Here is a 21,067-nt window from a genome sequence, read left to right as displayed (position 1 = left end):
ATTGACCTTAAAAAATCATTCAAGATGTTAGTTTTAAAAAATAGCATCCCCTAAGAGATGCTATCGTTTGGTGCTTAGTCTAGTTTTTCATCCAAATCTTTTAACTTCACCGAAACAATTTTTGAGACACCCGATTCTTGCATAGTCACTCCATAAATAGAATCAGCCGCTGCCATGGTTCCCTTACGGTGGGTCACAACGATAAACTGGCTGTCCTTGTCAAAGCGGTTGAGGTAATCCCCAAAGCGTTTTACATTGGCTTCGTCTAGCGCAGCTTCTACCTCATCCAAAATGACAAATGGAATGGTCTTGACACGAATAATGGAGAAAAGCAAAGCAAGAGCTGATAATGCTTTTTCACCACCACTCATGAGGTTAAGCGACTGGATTTTCTTACCCGGAGGTTGAACAGAAATCTCAACCCCAGCTGTCAACAAGTCACCCTCAGTCAAGATTAAATCTGCCTGACCTCCACCAAACATCTGTTTGAAGGTCACTTTAAAGGATTCACGAATAGCTTCAAAGGTTGATTTAAAGCGTTCCTTGACCTCATCATTCATCTCTGTAATGGTCTCAAGGAGCAAGTTTTTCGCTGACAAAATGTCATCACGTTGACTATTCAAGAAATCCAGACGGTTATGGACTTCTTCATACTGGTCAATAGCTTCTATATTGACAGGACCAAGTGAGCGAATAGCCTTTTCTAAATCCTTAACCTCTTGCTCTGCCAGATTGAGATTTTCTAACTCATGCGCTTTTTCTAGAGCTTCAGTGTAGCTAATCTGGTACTGGTCTGTTAATTGACTTTGTAAATGACGCAAGCGCTCGCTGACCTTTTCTTTCTTGGCTTCAGCTCGTGTTTGCTTGCGAATCCACTCCTCGTTCTGCTGGCGAGCCTGGTCCAAATGACTAGCAATATCATCCAGCTGACCTTCAATATCATCCAACTCAAACTGCTTGCGAATCAAACCTTGTTGGAGGTTTGTTTTCTGAGTTTTGGCTTCTTCGGCCTGTTGACTGAGCAAATCCGTATCAACTTTCTCAAGATTGTCAACCTTTTCTTGAAGAAGGCGCTGGATTTCCTCTTGTTCGATATTCAGATTATCCAATTCCTTGCCTAAACGTTCAATGTCAGCCACTTCATAACGTTTTTGCCCTTGCAGTTCTGTCTTAAGCAGGCGAGCTTGCGCTACCTCTTCCTGCAAATTTTGATAACGTTCTTGGATGGCGTTTTTGTTAGACTTAATCTCTTCAATCTCAGCTTCCAGATTTTGCTTGTCACTGGCGATTGTAGCAAGGCGCTCTTGGCATTTTTCCTTATCTGCTTGCCAATCATCCTCAGTAAGACGATTTAATTCCTCTTCTTGAAGTTTCCAAAGAGTTTCCAGTTCCTCAACTTGCTGACTGGTCTGCTGATAAGCGAGGGACAAGCCTTGTTCCTGAATACGAGCCTGCTCCCCCTGAGACTTGATGGCTTCTAATCTTTCTGTCAATCTAGCCATCTCATCTTGCAAGGTCTTAAAAGTCTCCTCTTCTGAACGCAAGCTTGCTTCTTCTTCAACAATTTCTTTTTGTAATTGCTCCAGCTCTGGCTTAATAAAAATACTGTTATTCTGGCGATTGGCTCCACCTGCGTAAGAACCACCTGTGCGCAACTCTGTACCGTCCAAAGTCACCATACGAACCTGATAACGAACTTGTCGAGCAGCTGCACGCGCATGCTCTACAGTATCAAAAATAGCCGTCGTAGCTAGCAAGTTTTTGAAAATAGCTTCCAGTCTAGTATCGAATTTCACCAACTCATCTGCCATGCCCAGAAATCCCGGACTTGCAGCGATAGCATCTTGATTCTGGCTAGAAATCGTACGCGCCTTGATCGTTGTCAAAGGAAGGAAAGTTGCACGACCGGCTCTGTTCCGTTTGAGGAAATCAATAGCCTTAGTCGCCGCGTTCTCATCTTCTACGATGATATGCTGACTGCTTGCCCCTAAGGCAATCTCTAGAGCAGTTTGATAATGAACATCAAAGGTCAGGTGCTCACTGACTGCACCAATAATCCCACCAAGGCGGTCTTTTTCTTGGAGAACACTCTTAACACCCGCGTAAAAGTTGCTATGATTTCTCAGGATATTTTCCAAACTCTGAGCTCTGGCCTGCTTATTTTTAAGACTGTCCAGACGGTCAAAGAGTTGACTTTGTTGAGCTTGATAGGAAGTTTTCTGCTCCTCTTGCTCCTTGGCAATAGCTTGGTAGTCGGCCAATAATTTCTGAACTTGCTCCTTGGCAGTTTCAAGCTCAGCCTTTTGCTGACTTGCCTTCTCTTTAGCTGTAGTCAGCTGTTCTTTCAGCTTTTCTAGTTGATCTGCTTGTTTTTGAGAAAGCTGACGACTATTTTCCAACTCGTTTTCGACACGGGTCAGCTGGTTTGATACATCAGCTTCTTCTTGTAAAAGCGCCACAAAGCGTTCACGCAAAAGCTCAATCATCTGATCAGGATCATCTGAAAAAGCTAGCAATTCAGCTTCTAGTCGATTGAGTTTTTGATTATTTTGGACTAGATTTTCCTCTAAGAGGGCTAAAGAACTTTCTTTATCAGATTTTTCTTTGCTGAGTGAATTTCTCTTATCCTCCAAAGCAGTCAAACGAGCTTGCGCTTCCTGTTGATTGAGGGCTACTTGCTCAGATTCTAGTTTAGAAAGGGCTAATTTTCTCTCTAAATCACTAATCAGACTGGTCAAATCCATCAAACTGCCTTGGTCTTTGGCCATTTCAGCTTGTAAATCTTGACGTTGCTTCTTGAGATTCTGATTTTCTTCTTCTAATTTTTCACGCTTTTGGTAATAACTTGTCAATAATTCCTGAACCTGAGCCAACTCTTCTTCTGTCGACTCTAGTTCAGCCTTATTTTCCTTGATTTGAGCAACCAAAACATCCAAGTAAATAGCCTTGCGTTGGCCTTCCAAATCTAAAAACTTACGAGCATTTTCAGCTTGCTTCTCAAGAGGCTTGATTTGATTATCCAACTCGTAGATAATGTCTTCTAGACGATCCAGATTATCCTGAGTTTGCTGCAGTTTACTCTCAGTTTCTTTTCTGCGAGTCTTGTATTTCAAAACTCCAGCAGCTTCTTCAAAAATAGCTCGGCGTTCTTCAGGCTTGGAATTAAAAATCTCCTCAACCTTCCCTTGAGAAATAATAGAGAAGGAATCTCGGCCCAAACCTGTATCCAAGAAGAGGTCATGAATATCACGCAGACGGACTTTCTTGCCGTCAATCTTGTATTCGCTATCACCACTACGATAGATATGGCGTTCTACCCTGATTTCTTGACCTGCATCCTTGATAAATCCATCATTATTATCCAGAGTCACAACTACAGAAGCATAATTGAGCGGTTTGCGACTTTCAGTTCCAGCAAAAATTACGTCCGGCATCTTGCCCCCACGGAGACTCTTAACACTTGACTCCCCCAAGGCCCAACGCAGACTTTCAGTAATATTGGACTTTCCAGATCCATTGGGACCAACAACTGCCGTCACACCTTGGTCAAAGACGACCTTAGTCTTGTCAGCAAAAGACTTGAATCCCTGAATTTCGATTTCCTTTAAATACATGAATTCAGCCCTTTCTCAACGGCATTTTTGGCAGCTTCCTGCTCTGCTAATTTCTTAGAACGACCTTGACCTTGACCAATGCTCTTACCTTCCACCAGAACTTCTACATCAAAAACCTTATCGTGGGCAGGACCCGTTTCAGAAATCACCTGATAACGAATAGCCACATCGCCATTGACCTGAAGTAACTCTTGAAGATGGGTTTTGTAGTCTGTAATCATCTCAAATTCGCCTGCTTCAACCTTAGGAATCATGACTTGATAGATAAATTCCTTGACCTTGGCCACATCCTTGTCCAAAAGGAGAGCACCAAGAAAGGCTTCGAAGGTATCACCAAGAATGGTGTCACGATTGCGTCCACCAGACTTCTCTTCCCCCTTACCCAGCTTGATAAACTGGTCAAACTGGCAATCACGCGCAAAACCAGCCAAACTCTCCTCACGGACAATCATAGCACGGAGTTTGGACAAATCACCCTCAGGCTTTTTAGGATATTTTTTATACAGATATTCTGAAATCAATAACTGTAGAACAGCGTCTCCTAAAAATTCCAAGCGCTCATTGTGTGAAATTTTTAAGAGGCGGTGCTCATTGGCATAACTCGTATGAGTAAAGGCAGTCTCCAGTAAGTTTTTGTCTGCAAATTCGATTGCAAAATGGTTCTTTAGTACAGTTTGTAATTCTTTCATACCAACCTCTTTCTAACTGATAACAGTCCTTTTTATTATATCAAAAAAAGCCCCCTGAGTCACTTTAAAACGGGACTGGAGCGGATTTGGGTCAGAAAAAAGAAAAAAGCCCTACTAAAGGCTTTCTTAGGATGTTTACATCCACCCTGAGGGAATCGAACCCCCATCTCAAGAACCGGAATCTTACGTGATATCCATTACACTAAGGGTGGAAACTTGTTTTATTATAACAGAAATTTGCTCTAATAACAAGTTTTTTTCTGGTCAAATAGCCAGTCTTAGTGGGAAGCATCCCCATTCCAGATAGAGTTTTTCACGATCACATAATCAACGTGTTTAAGGTCAGCAACCTGACGTCCACCTGCATAAGAAATAGCACTTTGAAGATCTTGTTCCATCTCAGTCAAAGTGTCTTGGAGATGTCCTTTAGCAGGAAGTAAGATGCGTTTTCCTTCCACATTTTTGTAAGCACCTTTTTGATATTGTGAGGCTGAACCATAATATTCTTTGAACTGTTCACCATCGACTTCAATCGTTTTCCCTGGACTTTCAATATGTCCTGCAAAGAGGGAACCAATCATGACCATGCTGGCACCGAAACGGATAGACTTGGCAATATCACCGTGAGTGCGAATCCCTCCATCAGCGATAATCGGTTTACGCGCAGCCTTGGCACACCAGCGTAGAGCAGCCAACTGCCAACCACCTGTACCAAAACCAGTCTTAACCTTGGTGATACAAACCTTACCAGGACCGATTCCGACCTTAGTAGCATCCGCACCAGCATTTTCCAATTCACGCACCGCTTCTGGTGTTCCTACATTTCCAGCAATGACAAAGGTATCTGGCAATTCTTTCTTGATGTGTTGAATCATAGAAATCACGCTATCCGCATGACCATGGGCAATGTCAATCGTGATGTACTCAGGAGCATCAGCCTTGAGCTGGCTAACGAAATCATACTCGTAGTCCTTAACACCAACAGATATAGAAGCAATGAGCCCTTGCTCGTGCATGCGTTTAATAAAAGGAATGCGTCCTGCCTCATCAAAACGATGCATAATGTAGAAGTAACCACCTTTAGCCAGTTGCTCTGCTACATTTTCATCCAAAATTGTCTGCATATTAGCTGGCACAACAGGTAGTTTAAAGGTGTGATTTCCTAGAGTGACACTTGTATCTGCTTCTGCACGGCTTTTAATCACACATTTATTTGGGATCAATTGAATATCTTCATAATCAAAAATTGGAAATTCATTTAACATATCGATGTCTCGTTTCTTTTGTAATGACCTACCTATGCTCTCGCATCACTACGCCTTTTCCGACGTTTCCTTAATTCATTATAAACTAAAGTACAGTTTTTGTCAAATAATTTTATAAATTAAATTATATTGTTCGGATTTTACTTATATCAAAGACAAAAAAGTGGAGAGATTATTTTCTCCCCACTTCTTTAGTAATATTCCTTTTAAAAGTTTCTTCAGAGTTTTCCATCATTTCACAAAATTCACGATAAGATGAAGACTCTCTAGGAATTTGGATAGACCACTTCTTTAACAAAGCTCCATAACCTGCCAGCTTTCCTATCTCATTATCAACAACCTTGTCCTTGCTCGGAAAAACAAGACCAACCTTCTCAGCTTTTAAAATATAAGAATAGGAAATCAGCTGGAATAAGTCCTCACGGTTGATTCCTTTTTCAGTCAATTCCAGTTTTTTATACTTGGCATCTAATACTATTTTAAGCTCTTCTTGATAAAAATCTGGAAATACTTTTCTTTCTCGACTAGAAAATACTGAAATTCCGTCCGTCTTATCTTTATTTCGTGGATGGATGAAATCTTTTGGCAACAAAGTATGAACATACTCTTCCCAAAGCCAGGCAACATCAAAAAGAATACCATGAATTTTTTGATCTTGATACCCTAAACCGTGCTTTTCTTGGTTTAGAATCATCAGGCAAAGTTCTTGTAATTTTCTGTACTCGTGAAAGTATGCATGACGTATAGGTTTAGATTGATTTACCCGAATAATCTTAGCACGATCAGCTAGTTTATAAGAGGGCGTTACACGCACGATTTCAGCTACGTTTTCACGACTAGTTGAGAGATTATCTAGTACCCCTTGACCAATGCTTTTCTGATTCTTAATGTATTCAATAGTATGACGGACCAACTGCATGAGGGGATTATCATAGGTGAACTCTCTCGTTGTGTAGGCAATATTTCCCGTGAAAGGAAGGTTTTTCTTGAGATGGTTTCTTACATCAATCACTCCCTTAACATGACTGTCGTTATGAGAAAATCTCTGGTATTCCTTATAAAGACCTTTTCGCATTGCAGCTTGTAGATACTTGGGGAAGAGATACATCAAAAGTTGATAGAGCTTATCTTCACTCGACAAAGCTACATCTAAACTAGTGAGATTGATATGAAAAACCTTTTGTAAAAGATAATGCAAAAAATAGTCATTACTCTCATCAGAAAAGCGAGAGGAAATCGTTAATCTTTCCTGACCACACCCCAGAAAACCAATCACATTTCCAGTCTTGATTTTCTGATTAACTGTTTCAAAGATTTTTTGGTCCTTTTCTAAGTCAGGGGAATTCTTCAAATCGTTTGGAAAAATGAAAACACGTTCATCTTGGGATAGACTTTCCAAGGTTCTGTCTAAAAGAAGATTGCTTAGTTTAGGATATTCTTCAACAAATTCTTCTTTAACAATCTTGTGTTGATTATCAGTGATCCGCATCATCGTTTTCATCGCCTTCATTGTCATCAGCTACTGTCTGATCTTTTTGCTCATTCTTTGTCAGATCGAATGCTTTTTTCAATGTTTCCAGAGTTTCATCCTCTTCATAAGAACCCCGTAAGTAATCTTCCAAAAGTGGTTTGAGGTAATCAGACCAGAGCAATTCATAGTCAAAATCTACATCTTTCAACTTAAGGAAATAACTTGGTCCGATATGATAATGACTGTTTAACTCCTGAACATTTTCGATAGCAGCATTTAAGTTTCTTAAACGTTTTTTCGCTTCTTCTGCTTCATCACCGAGAACATCGTCTAGCATACCAACTTGACTCTCGGCAGTAACTTCAACAAAACGGAAACGACGGCGCATAGCAAAATCAAAGGTGTCCACCGAGCGGTCAATATCATTCATTGTTCCAATTATATAGACATTCTCTGGAATATAGAACTTGTCATCAGTCTTGTGTAAGTTAGCATACTGAGTAGAAACACTTCCCATTTCACCACGATAGCCAGGGTCGATAGAGAAAAAGAGTTCGCCAAAAATCTTAGAAATCTCCCCACGATTGATCTCATCGATGATGAAGACAAAATTCTTGTCTGTGTCAATCGTTGGAGACACATAATCACATAAGCCATAACTTTCTTTCATGTGATCTAAAACGATTTTTTGATAAGTTTCGTACTTTAACTTAGTCTCCTCACCCTTGTATAAAAGATACACTTTTTCTTTGGTAGCAACAGGAGAATCAAACTTCACATTCCCTTGACTATTTAAACTGGCTGGAACCGAACTACGATGGAAGAAGTATTGTCCTTGCTTTTCATTGATAGCATCCGTTAGCTTAGCCCACGTTTCTTCAAAATTATCTTGTCCTCCAGTTTTCTGAGCTTCTTTAGCCTTCTGGCAAAACTGCTTAAAAATACCATCTTGTAATTTAAACTCAATAGCTCCATCACCATTTGATACTGGTCTCAACCCCTCGACAAAATCCGTATAATCATAAGATGGATGAAACTGTACAAAGCCGATTTGCTCCTCATGACCTTCCGTTAACTCTTTAGCAATTTCTTTAGCAAGATAAGTTTTTCCTGTACCAGGTGCACCTCGGAGGATGAGATTTTTGGATTGTAATAAGATATTCTTATACTCGTTGATATTTTCTGACATGTTTATCTCTTCCTTTTCTGATTCTCTATAAAAACTAGTGAAATTATCATAAAACTCTTTTAAAATATCCTTAGGTTCAGCAGTTGATTCCAACTCTAAGTCCTTGACAAAGTATTTATAATCTAAATCTTCATCTCGATTATTACTATACCATTTTACTATTTTAAATTCTGTGAGTTTAAATCTCTGAAAACCACACCTTATATTTATCCATGAGTTATCCACGTCACTCAGCCGATAACCAAAGTAAGGTGATTTAATATATCCATTACCACTCTTTGGACCAAAATGACCTGTGTTAAGCATTTCAACTTTGTAGGGAATCCCCTCAATAGTCAGAGCAGGGTAAATATGTTCAGCTCCATCTAATTTTTGAGAACGTTTAATTTCTATATCTTTTGAATTATAGATATTTGCTTGATTCACAAATTTAGACAAAAATTCTTTGAAGACTTTATAACACTCTGATTTAATTCCACTTTTTACAAATTCATAAGATTTATTTATAAAAGGTAAAATCTCATTTAATGAATTTTCATCCTCAATAAAATACTCAGCATCAAGTGTCCAACCGAATGAATCAGACTTCTTATTAAACAACAAAATATCTGAATCATGAAGACTCTTAGAGAGAACGGCAATCTTTATTCCTTTATTTTGAAATTTAATCTCTATAAAATTTTGTAACTTCCCTTTCCTATTTTTAACCTGAAAAGAAATATAACTTTTTGTTTGATTTTCAATTGCATCTGGGAATTCTTTTTTTATTCTGTCAATGAAAGTTTGTTTTGAAACCATTGTGTTTTCCTTGCTTATTAAAAATTTATTGTTAGACGTAAATTATATTTGTTTCGTTCAAAGTAAGATATTTTACTTTGCAGAAACCACATTCTATTAATATATTCTGCATCTAGCATATCATATCCTATTAAAAAAGAAAAGAAACTCTAAATAAAAAGCCTAGTGTAAAGAGCTTTATTTCCTTATAACACTAGACTTCTTTTTTATCTTAATAATACTCACCCTGGCGGTAGTCCCATGAGTTAAAGGTGTCTGACAGGTGCATCATGATTTTATCAATGTCAAGCCCTTTACGGATCACAACTGGAGCTGGTGAAGTTGATCGCGCTCCTCCTTGTTCTGGGATGAGTTTGCCGTCCTTATCGACCATAGACACCATCACGCCTTGCTCGTAGCGAGTTTCAATCGTTTTGTCAGGCTGGATAGATGCCACATAGTCGTCTGCTTCGATGACAAGGTCCACTGCCCCTTCGATACGTTCTCCGATACCTTCTACCTTACCACGGTTTCCTTTTCCAGATGGGTTAGCAGATGAGGCATAGACCATCTTGCCTTCTTCCCAAAGTTTGGCAGCCAATTGTTCACCAGCTTTCCCGAATTTGATAACAAAACAGCTAGTACCACGCACGTCCGTCATGAGTTCTTCACGACCATCACCGTATGCTTTGAGTTTTTCAAAGGCTTCTGGTTTCCAAGGAAGGATACAACCAAGAAGAATATCTTCATCCCAATGTTTTTGGTAAAAGGCTTCAATTTCTGGGTTGAGTTGTGCTAAAGCGCGAAGCTCATCCATGCTACCGCAGAGAACAACACCTGGTTTGTTACGGTTACGTTCTTTGGCTTCAAACTTACGTTCAAGACCAGCCTTGTCACTAGTCATGATGATATAACCAACTTTTGTAGGACAAACGATACATCCGCCCTCACCTTTTAAAATGTCATAGCCTTCTTGTGAAAGTGTTCCGTTCCATTGAATGTGTTTTGTCATAGTTCTATTTCCTTTTCTATTTTTCTTCTAATCCTGCCAGTAGTCTGGTCGTTGTTTTTCATAAGCAGCAATCAAGTCTTCATACTGCAAAGTAATACCGATATCATCCAAACCATTTAAGAGCTTGTGTTTCCATTCGCTATCGATTTCAAAAGTGAATTCTCCAACTGGTGAGATGATTTTTTGTTGTTCCAAGTCCACAATTACCTGGTCACTTGGTTGTAGCTGAGCTAGTTTCTCTCGAACCTCTCTGGGCTGAACAATGGGCAACATGCCATTATTGAGTTCATTATTGTAATGAATATCACCAAAAGACCCCGCAATCACGACTTTAAAACCATAGTCAGCTAGGGCCCAAGCTGCGTGTTCCCTTGAAGAACCTGCCCCAAAGTTATCCCCTGAGATGAGTATAGTTGCTTTACGGTATTCAGGTCGGTTAAAGACAAAGTCTGGATCCTCAGTATACTTGTCATCCAAATAACGCCAAGCATACATGAGGTACTTACCAAAGCCTTTTTTATCAATCAGCTTGAGAAACTGCTTGGGTAGGATTTGGTCGGTGTCGATGTTATCATTCATGAGAGGAACGGTCGTTCCCGTATAAACTGTAAATTTCTCCATATCCTCTCCTTACTGGGCTTCTGGCATTTGCCGAACATCTACGAAACGCCCTGCAATAGCTGCCGCAGCTGCCATAGCTGGACTACAGAGATGAGTCTTAGCACCAAAGCCTTGTCTATCTTCAAAGTTTCGATTGCTGGTTGAGGCACAGTGGACACCATCAGGTACCTTGTCAGGATTCATCCCTAGGCACATAGAGCAACCTGGGTCTCTCCACTCAAAGCCAGCATCTAGAAAGACCTTGTCCAAACCCAACTTCTCAGCAGCTCGTTTGACAGGACGAGAGCCTGGAACTACAATTGCTGTTAGATTGGGAGCGATTTTCTTCCCTTTGACAAATCGAGCAGCTAGTTGCAAATCGCTGAGACGAGCATTGGTACAAGATCCGATAAAGATATAGCCCAGTTCAATATCTGCCGGCTTTTGACCTGGTTCCAAGTCCATGTAATTGTAGGCGCGCTCATCATTCATATCCTTAATTTCTGGGAAGCTACTGTCAAAGTCAACCCCCATAGCAGGATTGGTGCCCCAGGTCACCATTGGAGCCAAGTCTGAGACATCCATCTGGATAACCTTATCGTAAACAGCATCCTCATCACTGACAATTGTTTTCCAATCCGCCACAGCCTCTTCAAAGTCCTCTGGAACACATTCTCGTCCCTTGAGATAATCATAGGTAGTTTGATCCGGATTCATGATTCCCATCTTGGATCCAAACTCGATGGACATATTGCAGATGGTCATTCGCTCTTCCATGCTTAGTGCATCAATCGCTTGTCCATGATATTCCACCACATAGCCTACACCACAAGCAACGCCGTACTTGGCAATCAAGGCTAAAATGAAATCCTTGGAGTAAACTCCTTTTTGAGGAACACCAGTGAATTCCACCAACATTTTCTTGGGCTTGACCTGCCAAAGTGTCTGAGTAGCGAAGACATGCTCAACCTCACTGGTCCCAATTCCAAAAGCAATTGCTCCGAAAGCTCCGTGGGTTGCCGTATGGCTATCTCCACAGACGATAAATTTCCCTGGTTGAGTTCTTCCTGTTTCTGGACCTACCATGTGCACGATTCCCTGTTTTTCAGAACCGTGGGCTGCATGTTCAATCCCAAACTCCTCAACATTTTCAGCTAGCTTATCAATTTGAGCCTTGGAAATGACATCTCGAATATCGTAGATATTGACCGTCGGGACATTGTGGTCAAAAGTTCCAAATGTCAAGTCTGGTCGTCTCAATCTGCGACCTGCGTCTCGTAATCCTTGAAAAGCCTGAGGACTGGTCACCTCGTGGATATAGTGCTGGTCCACATACATGAGTTGGGGCTGCCCCTCTTCTCCTATGATGACATGACGGTCCCATAATTTATCAAAAATTGATTTTCCTGCCATCCATTACCTCCAAATAACATATAAGGCTACTAGTGTGGTCACCATCCCAAGAAACCAAACTGTTTTAAAATACCATTTTCGAGTCTTGTGGTGAAAGATGATTCCTGCTAACCAGGCCCCAAAACCACCACAAGTAAAGGCTAAAATAAGTAAGATTTTCTCAGGGATGCGCCAAGCTCTTCTCCTTGCCTTGGATTTGTCAATACCATAAATCAAGAAAACCATGACATTCCAAATCAAAAGGACTAGAGTAATTTTTTCGTCTAACTTCATAACCTTGCAATAATAGCTTCCGTCATTTCCTTGGTCGAAGCCTGTCCTCCTATATCTCTCGTTAAAATTCCAGCTGCTAAACTGGCCTCAACAGCACGCTCGATACGCTCCGCATCCTCATAACGTCCGAAACTATCTCTCAACATCATGGCAACTGATAAAATCATGGAAATAGGATTGGCGATTCCTAGGCCTGCGATATCAGGCGCCGAACCATGAATGGGTTCATAGAGACTTGGTCCATTTTCAGAATGACTGGCTGATGGCATAACTCCAAGTGTGCCAGATAGAACGCTTGATTCATCAGAGAGAATATCTCCAAAAAGATTCTCTGTTACAATAACATCAAACTTGGCAGGATTGGTAATCATAAGCATAGCAGCTGAGTCCACCAGCTGGTGTTCCAAGGTGACATCTGGGAAATCCTGTGCGACCTCCTCAGCTACTTTCCGCCAGAGTTTTGATGTTGCCAACACATTTTGCTTATCGATACTAGTAACGATTTTTCTCCGACTTCTTGCGATTTCAAAGGCTTTGCGAACAATCCGCTCCACTTCCTCATGGCTATAGTCGTTGATATCACGCGCTTTGCGCTCTTCAAGGATATGATCCCCAAAATAAATCCCACCTGTCAACTCACGCACCACAACAAAGTCCACCCCAGCAATTCGTTCTGATTTTAGTGGTGACAAATGCTTGAGACTCTCAAAAATCTTAACAGGGCGAATATTAGCGTAAAGATTGAGTTCCTTACGGATAGCTAGCAAGCCTTGTTCAGGCCGAATCGTTGCACTATCATACTGAGGACTACCGATAGCCGCTAGCAAAATGGCATCTGCTTCTCTACTTGCCTTGAGGGTTTCATCAGGCAAGGGATGCCCTGCAGCATCGATACCTGCACCTCCAAAAGGTCGTCTATCAATCTCATAGTCAAAACCTGTTTTTTCAGCTAGAGCTTCCAGAACCTCTAATCCAGCCTCCATGATTTCTGGACCAATTCCGTCCCCTGCTAGAGCTACTATTTTTTTTGTCATAGCCTTCTCCTTTACACACTAGGCATGTCACGATAGGAAACACTGCGTCCCATCTCACCAGCATTCTCTTTTTGAACAAAGGCATTCGCATTGATGTAAGCAATAGCCGAAGCCTTCAATACATCGAAATCAAGACCTGCTGCGTTAAAGATGGTTTCTGTATCTCTGTTTTCAACAGTGACCAAAACACGAGCCTGGGCATCGATTCCATCTGTCACAGCATCAATGGTATAGGACACCAAGCGGACAGATTGGTTAAAGAACTTATCGATAGCGTCAAAGATCGCTTCAACAGAGCCTTGTCCTGTCGCATTGAATTCGACTTTTTCACCATCCATGTTGGCTAGACTAACGAGCGCTTCGATGTCATTGTCCTCATGGGTTTGAAGTTGTAAATCATCAAAGTGGAAGCCTTCTGGATTTTCAACCATGGTTCCAGCTACCAGAGCACGAATATCTGCATCTGTGATTTCTTGTTTCTTGTCGGCCAGTGCCTTGAACTTAGCAAAGAGTGGCTTGATGTCCTCTTCTGTAAAGTCTAGGGCCAATTCTCTTAGTTTCTCGACAAAGGCATGGCGACCAGACAATTTTCCAAGTGGGAGGCTGTTACTCTTGACTCCGACCAATTCAGGAGTGATAATCTCATAAGTGAGAGGATTTTTAAGGACTCCGTCTTGGTGAATACCAGACTCGTGAGAGAAGGCATTGCCACCAACAACGGCCTTGTTTTTAGGAACTGGGATACCTGAGAAGCGAGAAACCATTTCTGACGTATTGATGGTTTCATTTAAAACAATACTAGTTTCTGCTTGGTAGTAATCTTGGCGAATATTGAGGGCCACTGCAATTTCTTCCAAGGCAGCATTACCAGCTCGCTCCCCAATACCGTTAATGGTTCCCTCTACTCGTCTTGCCCCATTCTTGACGGCAGCAAGGCTATTTGCCACTGCCATTCCAAGGTCATCATGACAGTGTGGTGAATAGATAATCTGACGATCTGTCTTGACATTCTCAATCAAGTATTTGAAGATAGCTCCGTATTCCTCTGGTGTGGTAAATCCTACCGTATCAGGGATATTGATATAAGATGCACCTGCATCAACCGCTGTTTGAACAACTTGCAGGAGGAAATCCAACTCCGTTCTGGTCGCATCTTCAGGAGAGAATTCGACCACTTCAAACTTGGAACGTGCATAAGAGACATGCTCACTGATTGCTTCCAAAATCTCTTCCTTGCTCTTATTGAGCTTATACTTTCGATGAATCGGACTGGTAGCGATAAAGACGTGAACCTGTGGATATTTAGCATCCTTGAGGGCTTCATAACAAGCATCAATATCAGACTTGACAGAGCGTGCCAAACCAGTCACCGCTGTTTTCTTCAAGACTTTGGCAATCTCCTGCACTGCTGTAAATGAATCAGGACTCGCCGCTGGAAAACCAGCTTCGATGGCTGAAATACCCCATTTCTCCAGCTGTCTTGCTATGGCAATTTTTTCCTTGATTGAAAAATTAACGCCAGGTGTCTGTTCTCCATCCCGAAGGCTGGTATCTAGAAATTCAACTGTTCTCATAAGATTTCCCCTTTTCCAAATGTGGTTTTAAAAAAACATCTCGCTCAGAAACCCAAGCGAGATGTTGATTCACTCCCGCTTGGTAAGCCAAACAGGACTAATGCTTTTTGCACTAGCCCGAGTACCTCAACAACAAAGCAAATTGATTAAACTTAGCTGCTTTCATGTTTGACTTTCTCCTTCGTTTGATATCTTGTTTAGTATTTTAGCATAGGCAAAAGTACTTGTCAAGAAAAAATCCAATATTTTCTGAAAATTTCTTCAGTAGAGAATATTTTGCTAATTGAAATTTCTTGAAAAATCTTGAAATATTTCATTTTTTAGTGGTTAAATTCCAGCTTCTTTCTATCAATTCCAGTACTTCTTCATCTGATAAAGTATCATCAAGCGCCACACTAATCCAGTATCGTTTGTTCATATGAAAAGCTGAATAAATACCTTTATTTAAAAGTAAATCAGCTACTTGATCATGTTTGAGGTTGACTGCTTCCACTTGCCCCTCTCTGCCCTTTTCCAACTTATCCCAAGAAATTTTCATCAAGACGGCATACCACTTTTGATTGCCTTCGTGTCTTAACACTGCTGTATCAGGCGATTTCTCCCACAAATACTCCAACTGATTTCCATACTTTTCCTGAACCTGAACCATGATACGCTTAGTCTGAGGACAGATAAAATCCTGTACCTCAAAACAAGCCTTCCGAATCTGGTAAAGAATCTCCAGACAAGCCTCACGGACACTTGCAACAAAACTTCCTTTAAAACTTTCCATATGGACTTGAGGATAGAGATCACCAGTCTCCTGGTCAAAGACTTGAAAACTCACATTATCAGTAATGATGGACACAGTCATGACAAAGTCACCTTGCAAAATCTGGCAACTATAGGTCCAGACTCCACTATTTTCTACAAAACCATAATCATGAGCCTTTTCTTGATTCAATTGATAGGATTTAAAAATTTCAAACATAAGTGAAAACTGCTACCCAAAGCTAGCAGTTCCTTTCTATTTTTTAAAAGACAACCTTAGTACCATGTAGTTGTGTCACTCCCAGTTGGTTGATAAAGGTTTGACGGTTGTCAAGGTCAATTCCCCCACCTGGTAGAATTTCAATTTTACCTTTAGCATGCTCCAAAATTCTGTGATAGTGAGCAAAACGTTTTTCTAAGGAGTCGCCAGACACACCAGCGCGAGTTAGGATACGAGTGACACCGGCTTGGCTGAGCCAGTCAATAGCTTCCAGTTGATCTTCATCACTTAGTTCATCAAAAGCCATGTGGAAGACAATTTCCATTCCTTTTGATGCAGATATCAACTTCTCCAGATTAGGTTTATCCAACTTCTTATCAGCAGTTAAAGCCCCAAATACAACCCCTTGACTTCCAGCCTGAGCAGTCAACCGAATGTCTTCTAGCATAATAGCAATTTCTAGTTCATTATAGACAAAATCACCACCACGTGGACGAATCATGGTCATGATGGTTGTATCGTAGTTAGCTGCCAATTCAACCGCTGCCTTGGTCACTCCATAGCTTGGTGTTGTTCCTCCCACTGCTAGATTATCACAGAGTTCGATTCGACGAGCTCCAGCCTGCATCGCTTTTTCAAGCAAGGTCACATTTTCAGCACAAAATTCGTAAATCATTTGATTCTCCTTGAAGATTACTTTAAATTTATTATATCATATTGTTGTGAATATGTTTTCAATTTTATCAAGGCAAATAACTACTATTTTAACTATTCTTTGTCTGGAATGACTTTAAATAGGTAATAGGTGATAAAGATGGTCAAGACTCCTAGACCAATTTTGACAGGTAAGAGAGGAGCAAAATAAATGGAAATTCCCATCAAGATGTAGATAGATACGATAATTTTTTTCTTACGTTCACGCGCAATAGACTTAGTCTCACGAAAATCAGCTACATATGCTTGATAGAGCTTAGTATGATAAAGCCAATCTTCGAAACGCTTGGAACTTCTAGAGAAACAAGCAATAGACAACAAAAGGAAAGGCGTTGTCGGCAACAAGGGTAAAACAACCCCAACAATAGCCAAGGCTAGTGATAAAAAACCAATGATCAGATAGATAAAACGCATAACTTCTCCTAGTTAAAATAATCTTCTTCTAGTTTCGCATACAATGATGAATTTTGTCAAGTTCTAACCAAAAAGAGCCTGAAATTCACTTTCAGGACTCTCTTCTTATTTAATCTTTTCTTCTTCGTAGTCACCCTTGCTACAAACAACCTGCTTGCCACCACCACGGACTTTTTTCTCCATGAGGAAGTTACCACATTTTGGACAGTCACGACCAACAGGCTTGTCCCAAGAGGTAAATTCACATTCTGGATAGCGATTGCAACCATAGAAGAGGCGATTACGTTTGGTTTTACGTTCAATAATTTGTCCCTGATGACAACTTGGACACTCAACACCGATTTCTTTCACGATTGCTTGGGTATGACGGCAATCTGGGAAATTGCTACAAGCGTAGAACTTACCAAAACGACCAAGTTTAATGACCATTGGACTGCCACACACTTCACAATTAAATCCAGCTGGTTCATCCTTGATCTGGATTTTCTCCATTTCTTCTTCAGCCTTGGCGACTTCCTTAGAGAATGGTTTGTAAAAGGCATCAATGACACGTTGCCACTGCTCTTTTCCAATTTCGACGTCATCAAGCTTGCCTTCCATTTCAGCTGTGAAGGTCACGTTTACAATATCCGGGAAATATTCAACGATGAGCTTGTTAACAATTTCTCCCAACTCTGTCGGTTCAAAGCGTTTGGCTGCAAGGCGAACATAATAACGTTTCTGAATGGTTTCAATGGTTGGTGCGTAAGTTGACGGACGGCCAACCCCATTTTCCTCCAAGGTCTTGATCAATGTCGCTTCAGAATAACGAGCAGGCGGTTGAGTGAAATGTTGCTCTGGTTTGCTATTGACCTGCTTAACCACATCTCCAACAGCCATGTCTGGTAACATCTTATTCTTGTCAGAATCATTGTAAATGGCAAGATAACCATCAAACTTAACCTGACTACCATTAGCAGCAAATTGAACCCCATTTTGAGACAATTTAACAGCCATAGTATCAAAGACAGCAGCTGTCATCTGACTCGCTACAAAACGATTCCAAATAAGAGTATAAAGCTTGAGCTGATCCTTGTCCAGATACTTAGCAATACTTTCAGGTGTATTAAAGACACTAGACGGGCGAATAGCCTCATGGGCATCCTGAGCTCCTGATGCATTTTTGACCTTGCTACCATGCTTAGAATACTTGCTACCAAAACGGTCCGTAATGAAGTTTGCTGCCTCATTTTGCGCCACTGGACTGATACGAGTCGAATCGGTACGCATATAGGTGATTAAACCTTGAACACCAGAACCAATATTAATTCCTTCATAAAGCTGTTGCGCAACCATCATGGTCTTTCGAGTACGGAAATTGATTTTATTAGCAGCATCCATCTGCATAGATGAAGTGGTATAGGGTAAAGGAGCATTGCGTTTGCGCTCTTTCTTATCTACCTGATCCACTGAAAAATCTTTGCTAGTCAGACGAGACAAGACTTCCTTGACCTCATCATTACTAGTCAGTTTCAGCTTTTTACCATCCACTCCATAGAAGGAAGCCTGGAATTGCTTGGTTCCCTTTTTAAAGACAGCATCAATTGTCCAATATTCTTCTGGTTGGAAGGCATTAATTTCATTCTCACGGTCAATGATGAGTTTAAGGGCAATGGACTGTACGCGCCCTGCTGATAAGCCCTTCTTGACCTTTTTCCACAAAATAGGCGAAATCGAATAACCTACCAAGCGGTCTAAGACACGACGAGCCTGTTGGGCATCGACCAAGTCCATATCAATCTTGCGAGGTTCTTTAAATGCATTTTTGACTGCATCCTTGGTGATTTCATTGAAGACCACACGGTTGGCATCATTTTCATCCAAGTTGAGAATATGGGCCAAATGCCAAGAAATCGCTTCTCCTTCACGGTCCGGGTCACTCGCCAGAAAGACTTTATTAGCTTTTTTAGCTTCTTTTTTCAAGTCATTGATAAGAGGACCTTTTCCTCGGATATTGATATATTGCGGTTCATAATTATTTTCAATATCGACGGACATACTAGATTTCTTCAAATCACGGATATGGCCGACGCTGGCTAAAACCTTGTAGTTTCTGCCGAGATATTTTTCAATCGTCTTGGCCTTAGCAGGCGACTCCACGATTACTAGATTTTTTTTAACTGTTGATTTTTTCTTTTTTGTTGCCGTAGCCACAGTATCACACCTTTTCAAAGTAATAAACTTTATAAAGTGTAAACCATTTTTTGAACCCTGTCAAGACTTAGCTACTATAATAGAAGAAAAGTTTGTCTAGTAAGCGGACTTTCTTCTTATACTCAATGAAAATCAAAGAGCAAACTAGGAAGCTAGCCGCAGGTTGCTCAAAACACTGTTTTGAGGTTGCAGATGGAAGCTGACGTGGTTTGAAGAGATTTTCGAAGAGTATTAAAATTCAAATTCCGCAAGAACATCCTTCCCACTTGTAACCAATTTTGCCCCTTCTTGAATCAAATGATGGCAACCGTCTGATAGTCCATCTAAAATGCTACCAGGAATAGCAAAGACATCGCGTCCTTCTTCCATTGCTCGCTCACAGGTAATGAGACTACCTGAGCGCATCTTGGCCTCTGCTACAATCACACCACGGCAAAGTCCAGCAATGATGCGATTACGGGCAGGAAAATGAAATTTCAGAGGTTGTTCGCCAGGTCCATATTCACTGAGAACCAGATGGTCATTGCCGATGTAGTTTTGCAAGCGTTTATTGGCTTTAGGATAAAACACATCCAGTCCTGTTCCAATCACTGCAATGGTTTTTCCGCCATTTTGAAGAGCTGCCATATGGGCTGCTGTGTCTATTCCCTTGGCTAATCCACTGACGATAACCAGTTCATTTTCCAATCCTTGAATGACTTTTTCAACTGACTTAGCTCCCTGTTTGCTACAAGCACGACTACCGACAACTGCTACCTTAGGGAATTTCAAGAGATCCAGATTTCCCTTGTAAAATAAAAGTACAGGCGCATCATAAATTTCACTCAAATCCCAAGGGTAACAGTCATCTAAAATAGAGAAAGATGGAAATTTTTGAAACTCCTTTTCCAAATGCGCATCGTCTATCTGAAAATAACGTTCCATAAAAACAGCTGGATTTCGGCAACCTGATATATCTGCAATATCACCCAACAAAAGCTCCTGATCGACATTTTCACCGTATTCTAGGACTTTCAAAATCTGTTGATTGGTCAAACCTGATTTTTTTAACTTATAGATTTCATAATTTGTTATTTTCATAAATATCTCCATTTCTTTTTCTACTCATCTATTTATTCGTAAAAAATCAAAAAAACATCCGACTATTTTAGCCAGATGTTGGAATTTTTAATTTTCGTTTTTAAGAATTTCTTCTAATTTATGATAGTCTTGGACACTATCGATTTCATAGATGCTATTGCCTTCTAATTCTTCAACATAGACATCTAGCTCTTTGATATTATCCTTAACCATATTGTCCCAGTAGAGATCAACAAATTCACCACTTGCATAGGCCTTGTCAATAAAGCTAACAATTTTTTCTGCTGTTGGAGCATCCCAGAAGGATACACCACTAAGAATGCGACCTGCCTTGCTATCAACAATAATGTCTTGAACCTTGTAGTCATCTCCATAGACCAAGAACCATTCGTTGGTACAATCTTCACGATAGACACTAAAATAAGTCGAACGAGTCAAATCATTGCGGAACATATTTTTAAAGAGATAATTATCGGCATCAATAACATAACTGTTGGCCAATTCTTCTTTTACAAGATAGAGAGAATAAAAGTTATTGTAGTCAGCGTATTTATCATTGAAGACGAGGTGAACACCATATTTTTCTTTCAAGTAATCGAATTGTTCTTTAAGGTAACCAACAATGATGATGATGTCATTGATTCCTTTTTCTTTTAAAAACTCAATTTGGTATTCAATCAAGGGTTTTTGATTAACTTGAACCAAGGCTTTAGGGGTATTTTCAGTCATAGGACGCAAGCGAGTTCCCAATCCCGCTGCTAAAATGATGGCTTTCACACGAATCT

General features: G+C 40.6%; 17 protein-coding genes and 1 tRNA gene. All 18 read right to left on the bottom strand.

The genetic code is table 11. The features are described from left to right. Positions 1-74: 74 nt before the first annotated feature. Positions 75-3,614 (bottom strand): chromosome segregation protein SMC, encoded by a 3,540-nt coding sequence (gene smc / locus D7D53_RS03665; protein ID WP_120770164.1) that lies wholly within the window; start codon positions 3,612-3,614, stop codon positions 75-77. Next, positions 3,605-4,303 (bottom strand): ribonuclease III, encoded by a 699-nt coding sequence (rnc, locus tag D7D53_RS03660; RefSeq protein WP_120770163.1) that lies wholly within the window; start codon positions 4,301-4,303, stop codon positions 3,605-3,607. The genes smc and rnc overlap by 10 nt, the downstream gene beginning before the upstream one ends. A 140-nt stretch (positions 4,304-4,443) precedes the next feature. After that, positions 4,444-4,515: transfer RNA gene (locus D7D53_RS03655), tRNA-Arg, on the bottom strand. Between the two features lie 66 nt (positions 4,516-4,581). Next, entirely contained in the window at positions 4,582-5,568 is a 987-nt protein-coding gene (locus tag D7D53_RS03650) for a GMP reductase (protein ID WP_000931175.1), read from the bottom strand. Between the two features lie 172 nt (positions 5,569-5,740). After that, a complete protein-coding gene (locus tag D7D53_RS03645; protein WP_174705273.1) occupies positions 5,741-7,060 on the bottom strand; it encodes an McrC family protein in 1,320 nt (439 codons plus the stop codon). After that, the gene (locus tag D7D53_RS03640) at positions 7,044-9,026 is read right to left on the bottom strand and encodes an McrB family protein (RefSeq protein ID WP_120770161.1); all 1,983 of its coding nucleotides are present in this window, start codon (positions 9,024-9,026) and stop codon (positions 7,044-7,046) included. Before D7D53_RS03640 ends, D7D53_RS03645 begins: the two co-directional genes overlap by 17 nt. A 211-nt stretch (positions 9,027-9,237) precedes the next feature. Then, positions 9,238-10,017 carry an L-threonylcarbamoyladenylate synthase gene (locus D7D53_RS03635; RefSeq protein ID WP_000160505.1) on the bottom strand — a complete coding sequence of 260 codons (780 nt, stop codon included), beginning with the start codon at positions 10,015-10,017 and terminating at the stop codon, positions 9,238-9,240. 27 nt (positions 10,018-10,044) lie between these two features. Further along, positions 10,045-10,638, bottom strand: a complete 594-nt coding sequence (leuD, locus tag D7D53_RS03630; RefSeq protein WP_120770160.1) for a 3-isopropylmalate dehydratase small subunit — start codon at positions 10,636-10,638, stop codon at positions 10,045-10,047. A 9-nt stretch (positions 10,639-10,647) separates the two neighbouring features. Next, entirely contained in the window at positions 10,648-12,030 is a 1,383-nt protein-coding gene (leuC, locus tag D7D53_RS03625; RefSeq protein WP_120770159.1) for a 3-isopropylmalate dehydratase large subunit, read from the bottom strand. Between the two features lie 3 nt (positions 12,031-12,033). After that, positions 12,034-12,303 carry a DUF1294 domain-containing protein gene (locus tag D7D53_RS03620; protein ID WP_033680381.1) on the bottom strand — a complete coding sequence of 90 codons (270 nt, stop codon included), beginning with the start codon at positions 12,301-12,303 and terminating at the stop codon, positions 12,034-12,036. Continuing rightward, positions 12,300-13,337 carry a 3-isopropylmalate dehydrogenase gene (leuB, locus tag D7D53_RS03615; protein ID WP_120770158.1) on the bottom strand — a complete coding sequence of 346 codons (1,038 nt, stop codon included), beginning with the start codon at positions 13,335-13,337 and terminating at the stop codon, positions 12,300-12,302. The genes D7D53_RS03620 and leuB overlap by 4 nt, the downstream gene beginning before the upstream one ends. An 11-nt stretch (positions 13,338-13,348) precedes the next feature. Next, on the bottom strand, positions 13,349-14,911 hold the full coding sequence (locus tag D7D53_RS03610; protein WP_120770157.1) for a 2-isopropylmalate synthase: 1,563 nt from the start codon (positions 14,909-14,911) through the stop codon (positions 13,349-13,351). A gap of 313 nt (positions 14,912-15,224) precedes the next feature. Further along, positions 15,225-15,881 (bottom strand): MmcQ/YjbR family DNA-binding protein, encoded by a 657-nt coding sequence (locus D7D53_RS03605; protein WP_120770156.1) that lies wholly within the window; start codon positions 15,879-15,881, stop codon positions 15,225-15,227. 43 nt (positions 15,882-15,924) lie between these two features. Continuing rightward, positions 15,925-16,557, bottom strand: a complete 633-nt coding sequence (locus D7D53_RS03600) for a copper homeostasis protein CutC (RefSeq protein ID WP_120770155.1) — start codon at positions 16,555-16,557, stop codon at positions 15,925-15,927. Between the two features lie 92 nt (positions 16,558-16,649). After that, complete coding sequence (locus D7D53_RS03595; protein ID WP_120770154.1) at positions 16,650-17,009, bottom strand: YbaN family protein; 360 nt, start codon at positions 17,007-17,009, stop codon at positions 16,650-16,652. Positions 17,010-17,114: 105 nt separating this feature from the next. After that, positions 17,115-19,202, bottom strand: coding sequence for a type I DNA topoisomerase (topA, locus tag D7D53_RS03590; protein ID WP_120770153.1), 2,088 nt, complete (start codon positions 19,200-19,202; stop codon positions 17,115-17,117). A gap of 231 nt (positions 19,203-19,433) precedes the next feature. Further along, positions 19,434-20,282: a DNA-processing protein DprA gene (gene dprA / locus D7D53_RS03585; RefSeq protein WP_120770152.1), complete on the bottom strand. Its 849-nt coding sequence runs from the start codon at positions 20,280-20,282 to the stop codon at positions 19,434-19,436. Between the two features lie 87 nt (positions 20,283-20,369). Beyond that, positions 20,370-21,059, bottom strand: a complete 690-nt coding sequence (locus D7D53_RS03580) for a CTP--phosphocholine cytidylyltransferase (protein ID WP_004269681.1) — start codon at positions 21,057-21,059, stop codon at positions 20,370-20,372. Between the last annotated feature and the right edge of the window lie 8 nt (positions 21,060-21,067).

The organism is Streptococcus gwangjuense (genome assembly GCF_003627155.1).
Classification (GTDB): Bacteria; Bacillota; Bacilli; order Lactobacillales; family Streptococcaceae; genus Streptococcus; species Streptococcus gwangjuensis.
Note: the sequence above shows the minus strand (reverse complement) of the source record. Positions and strands in the feature narration are given on the sequence as shown.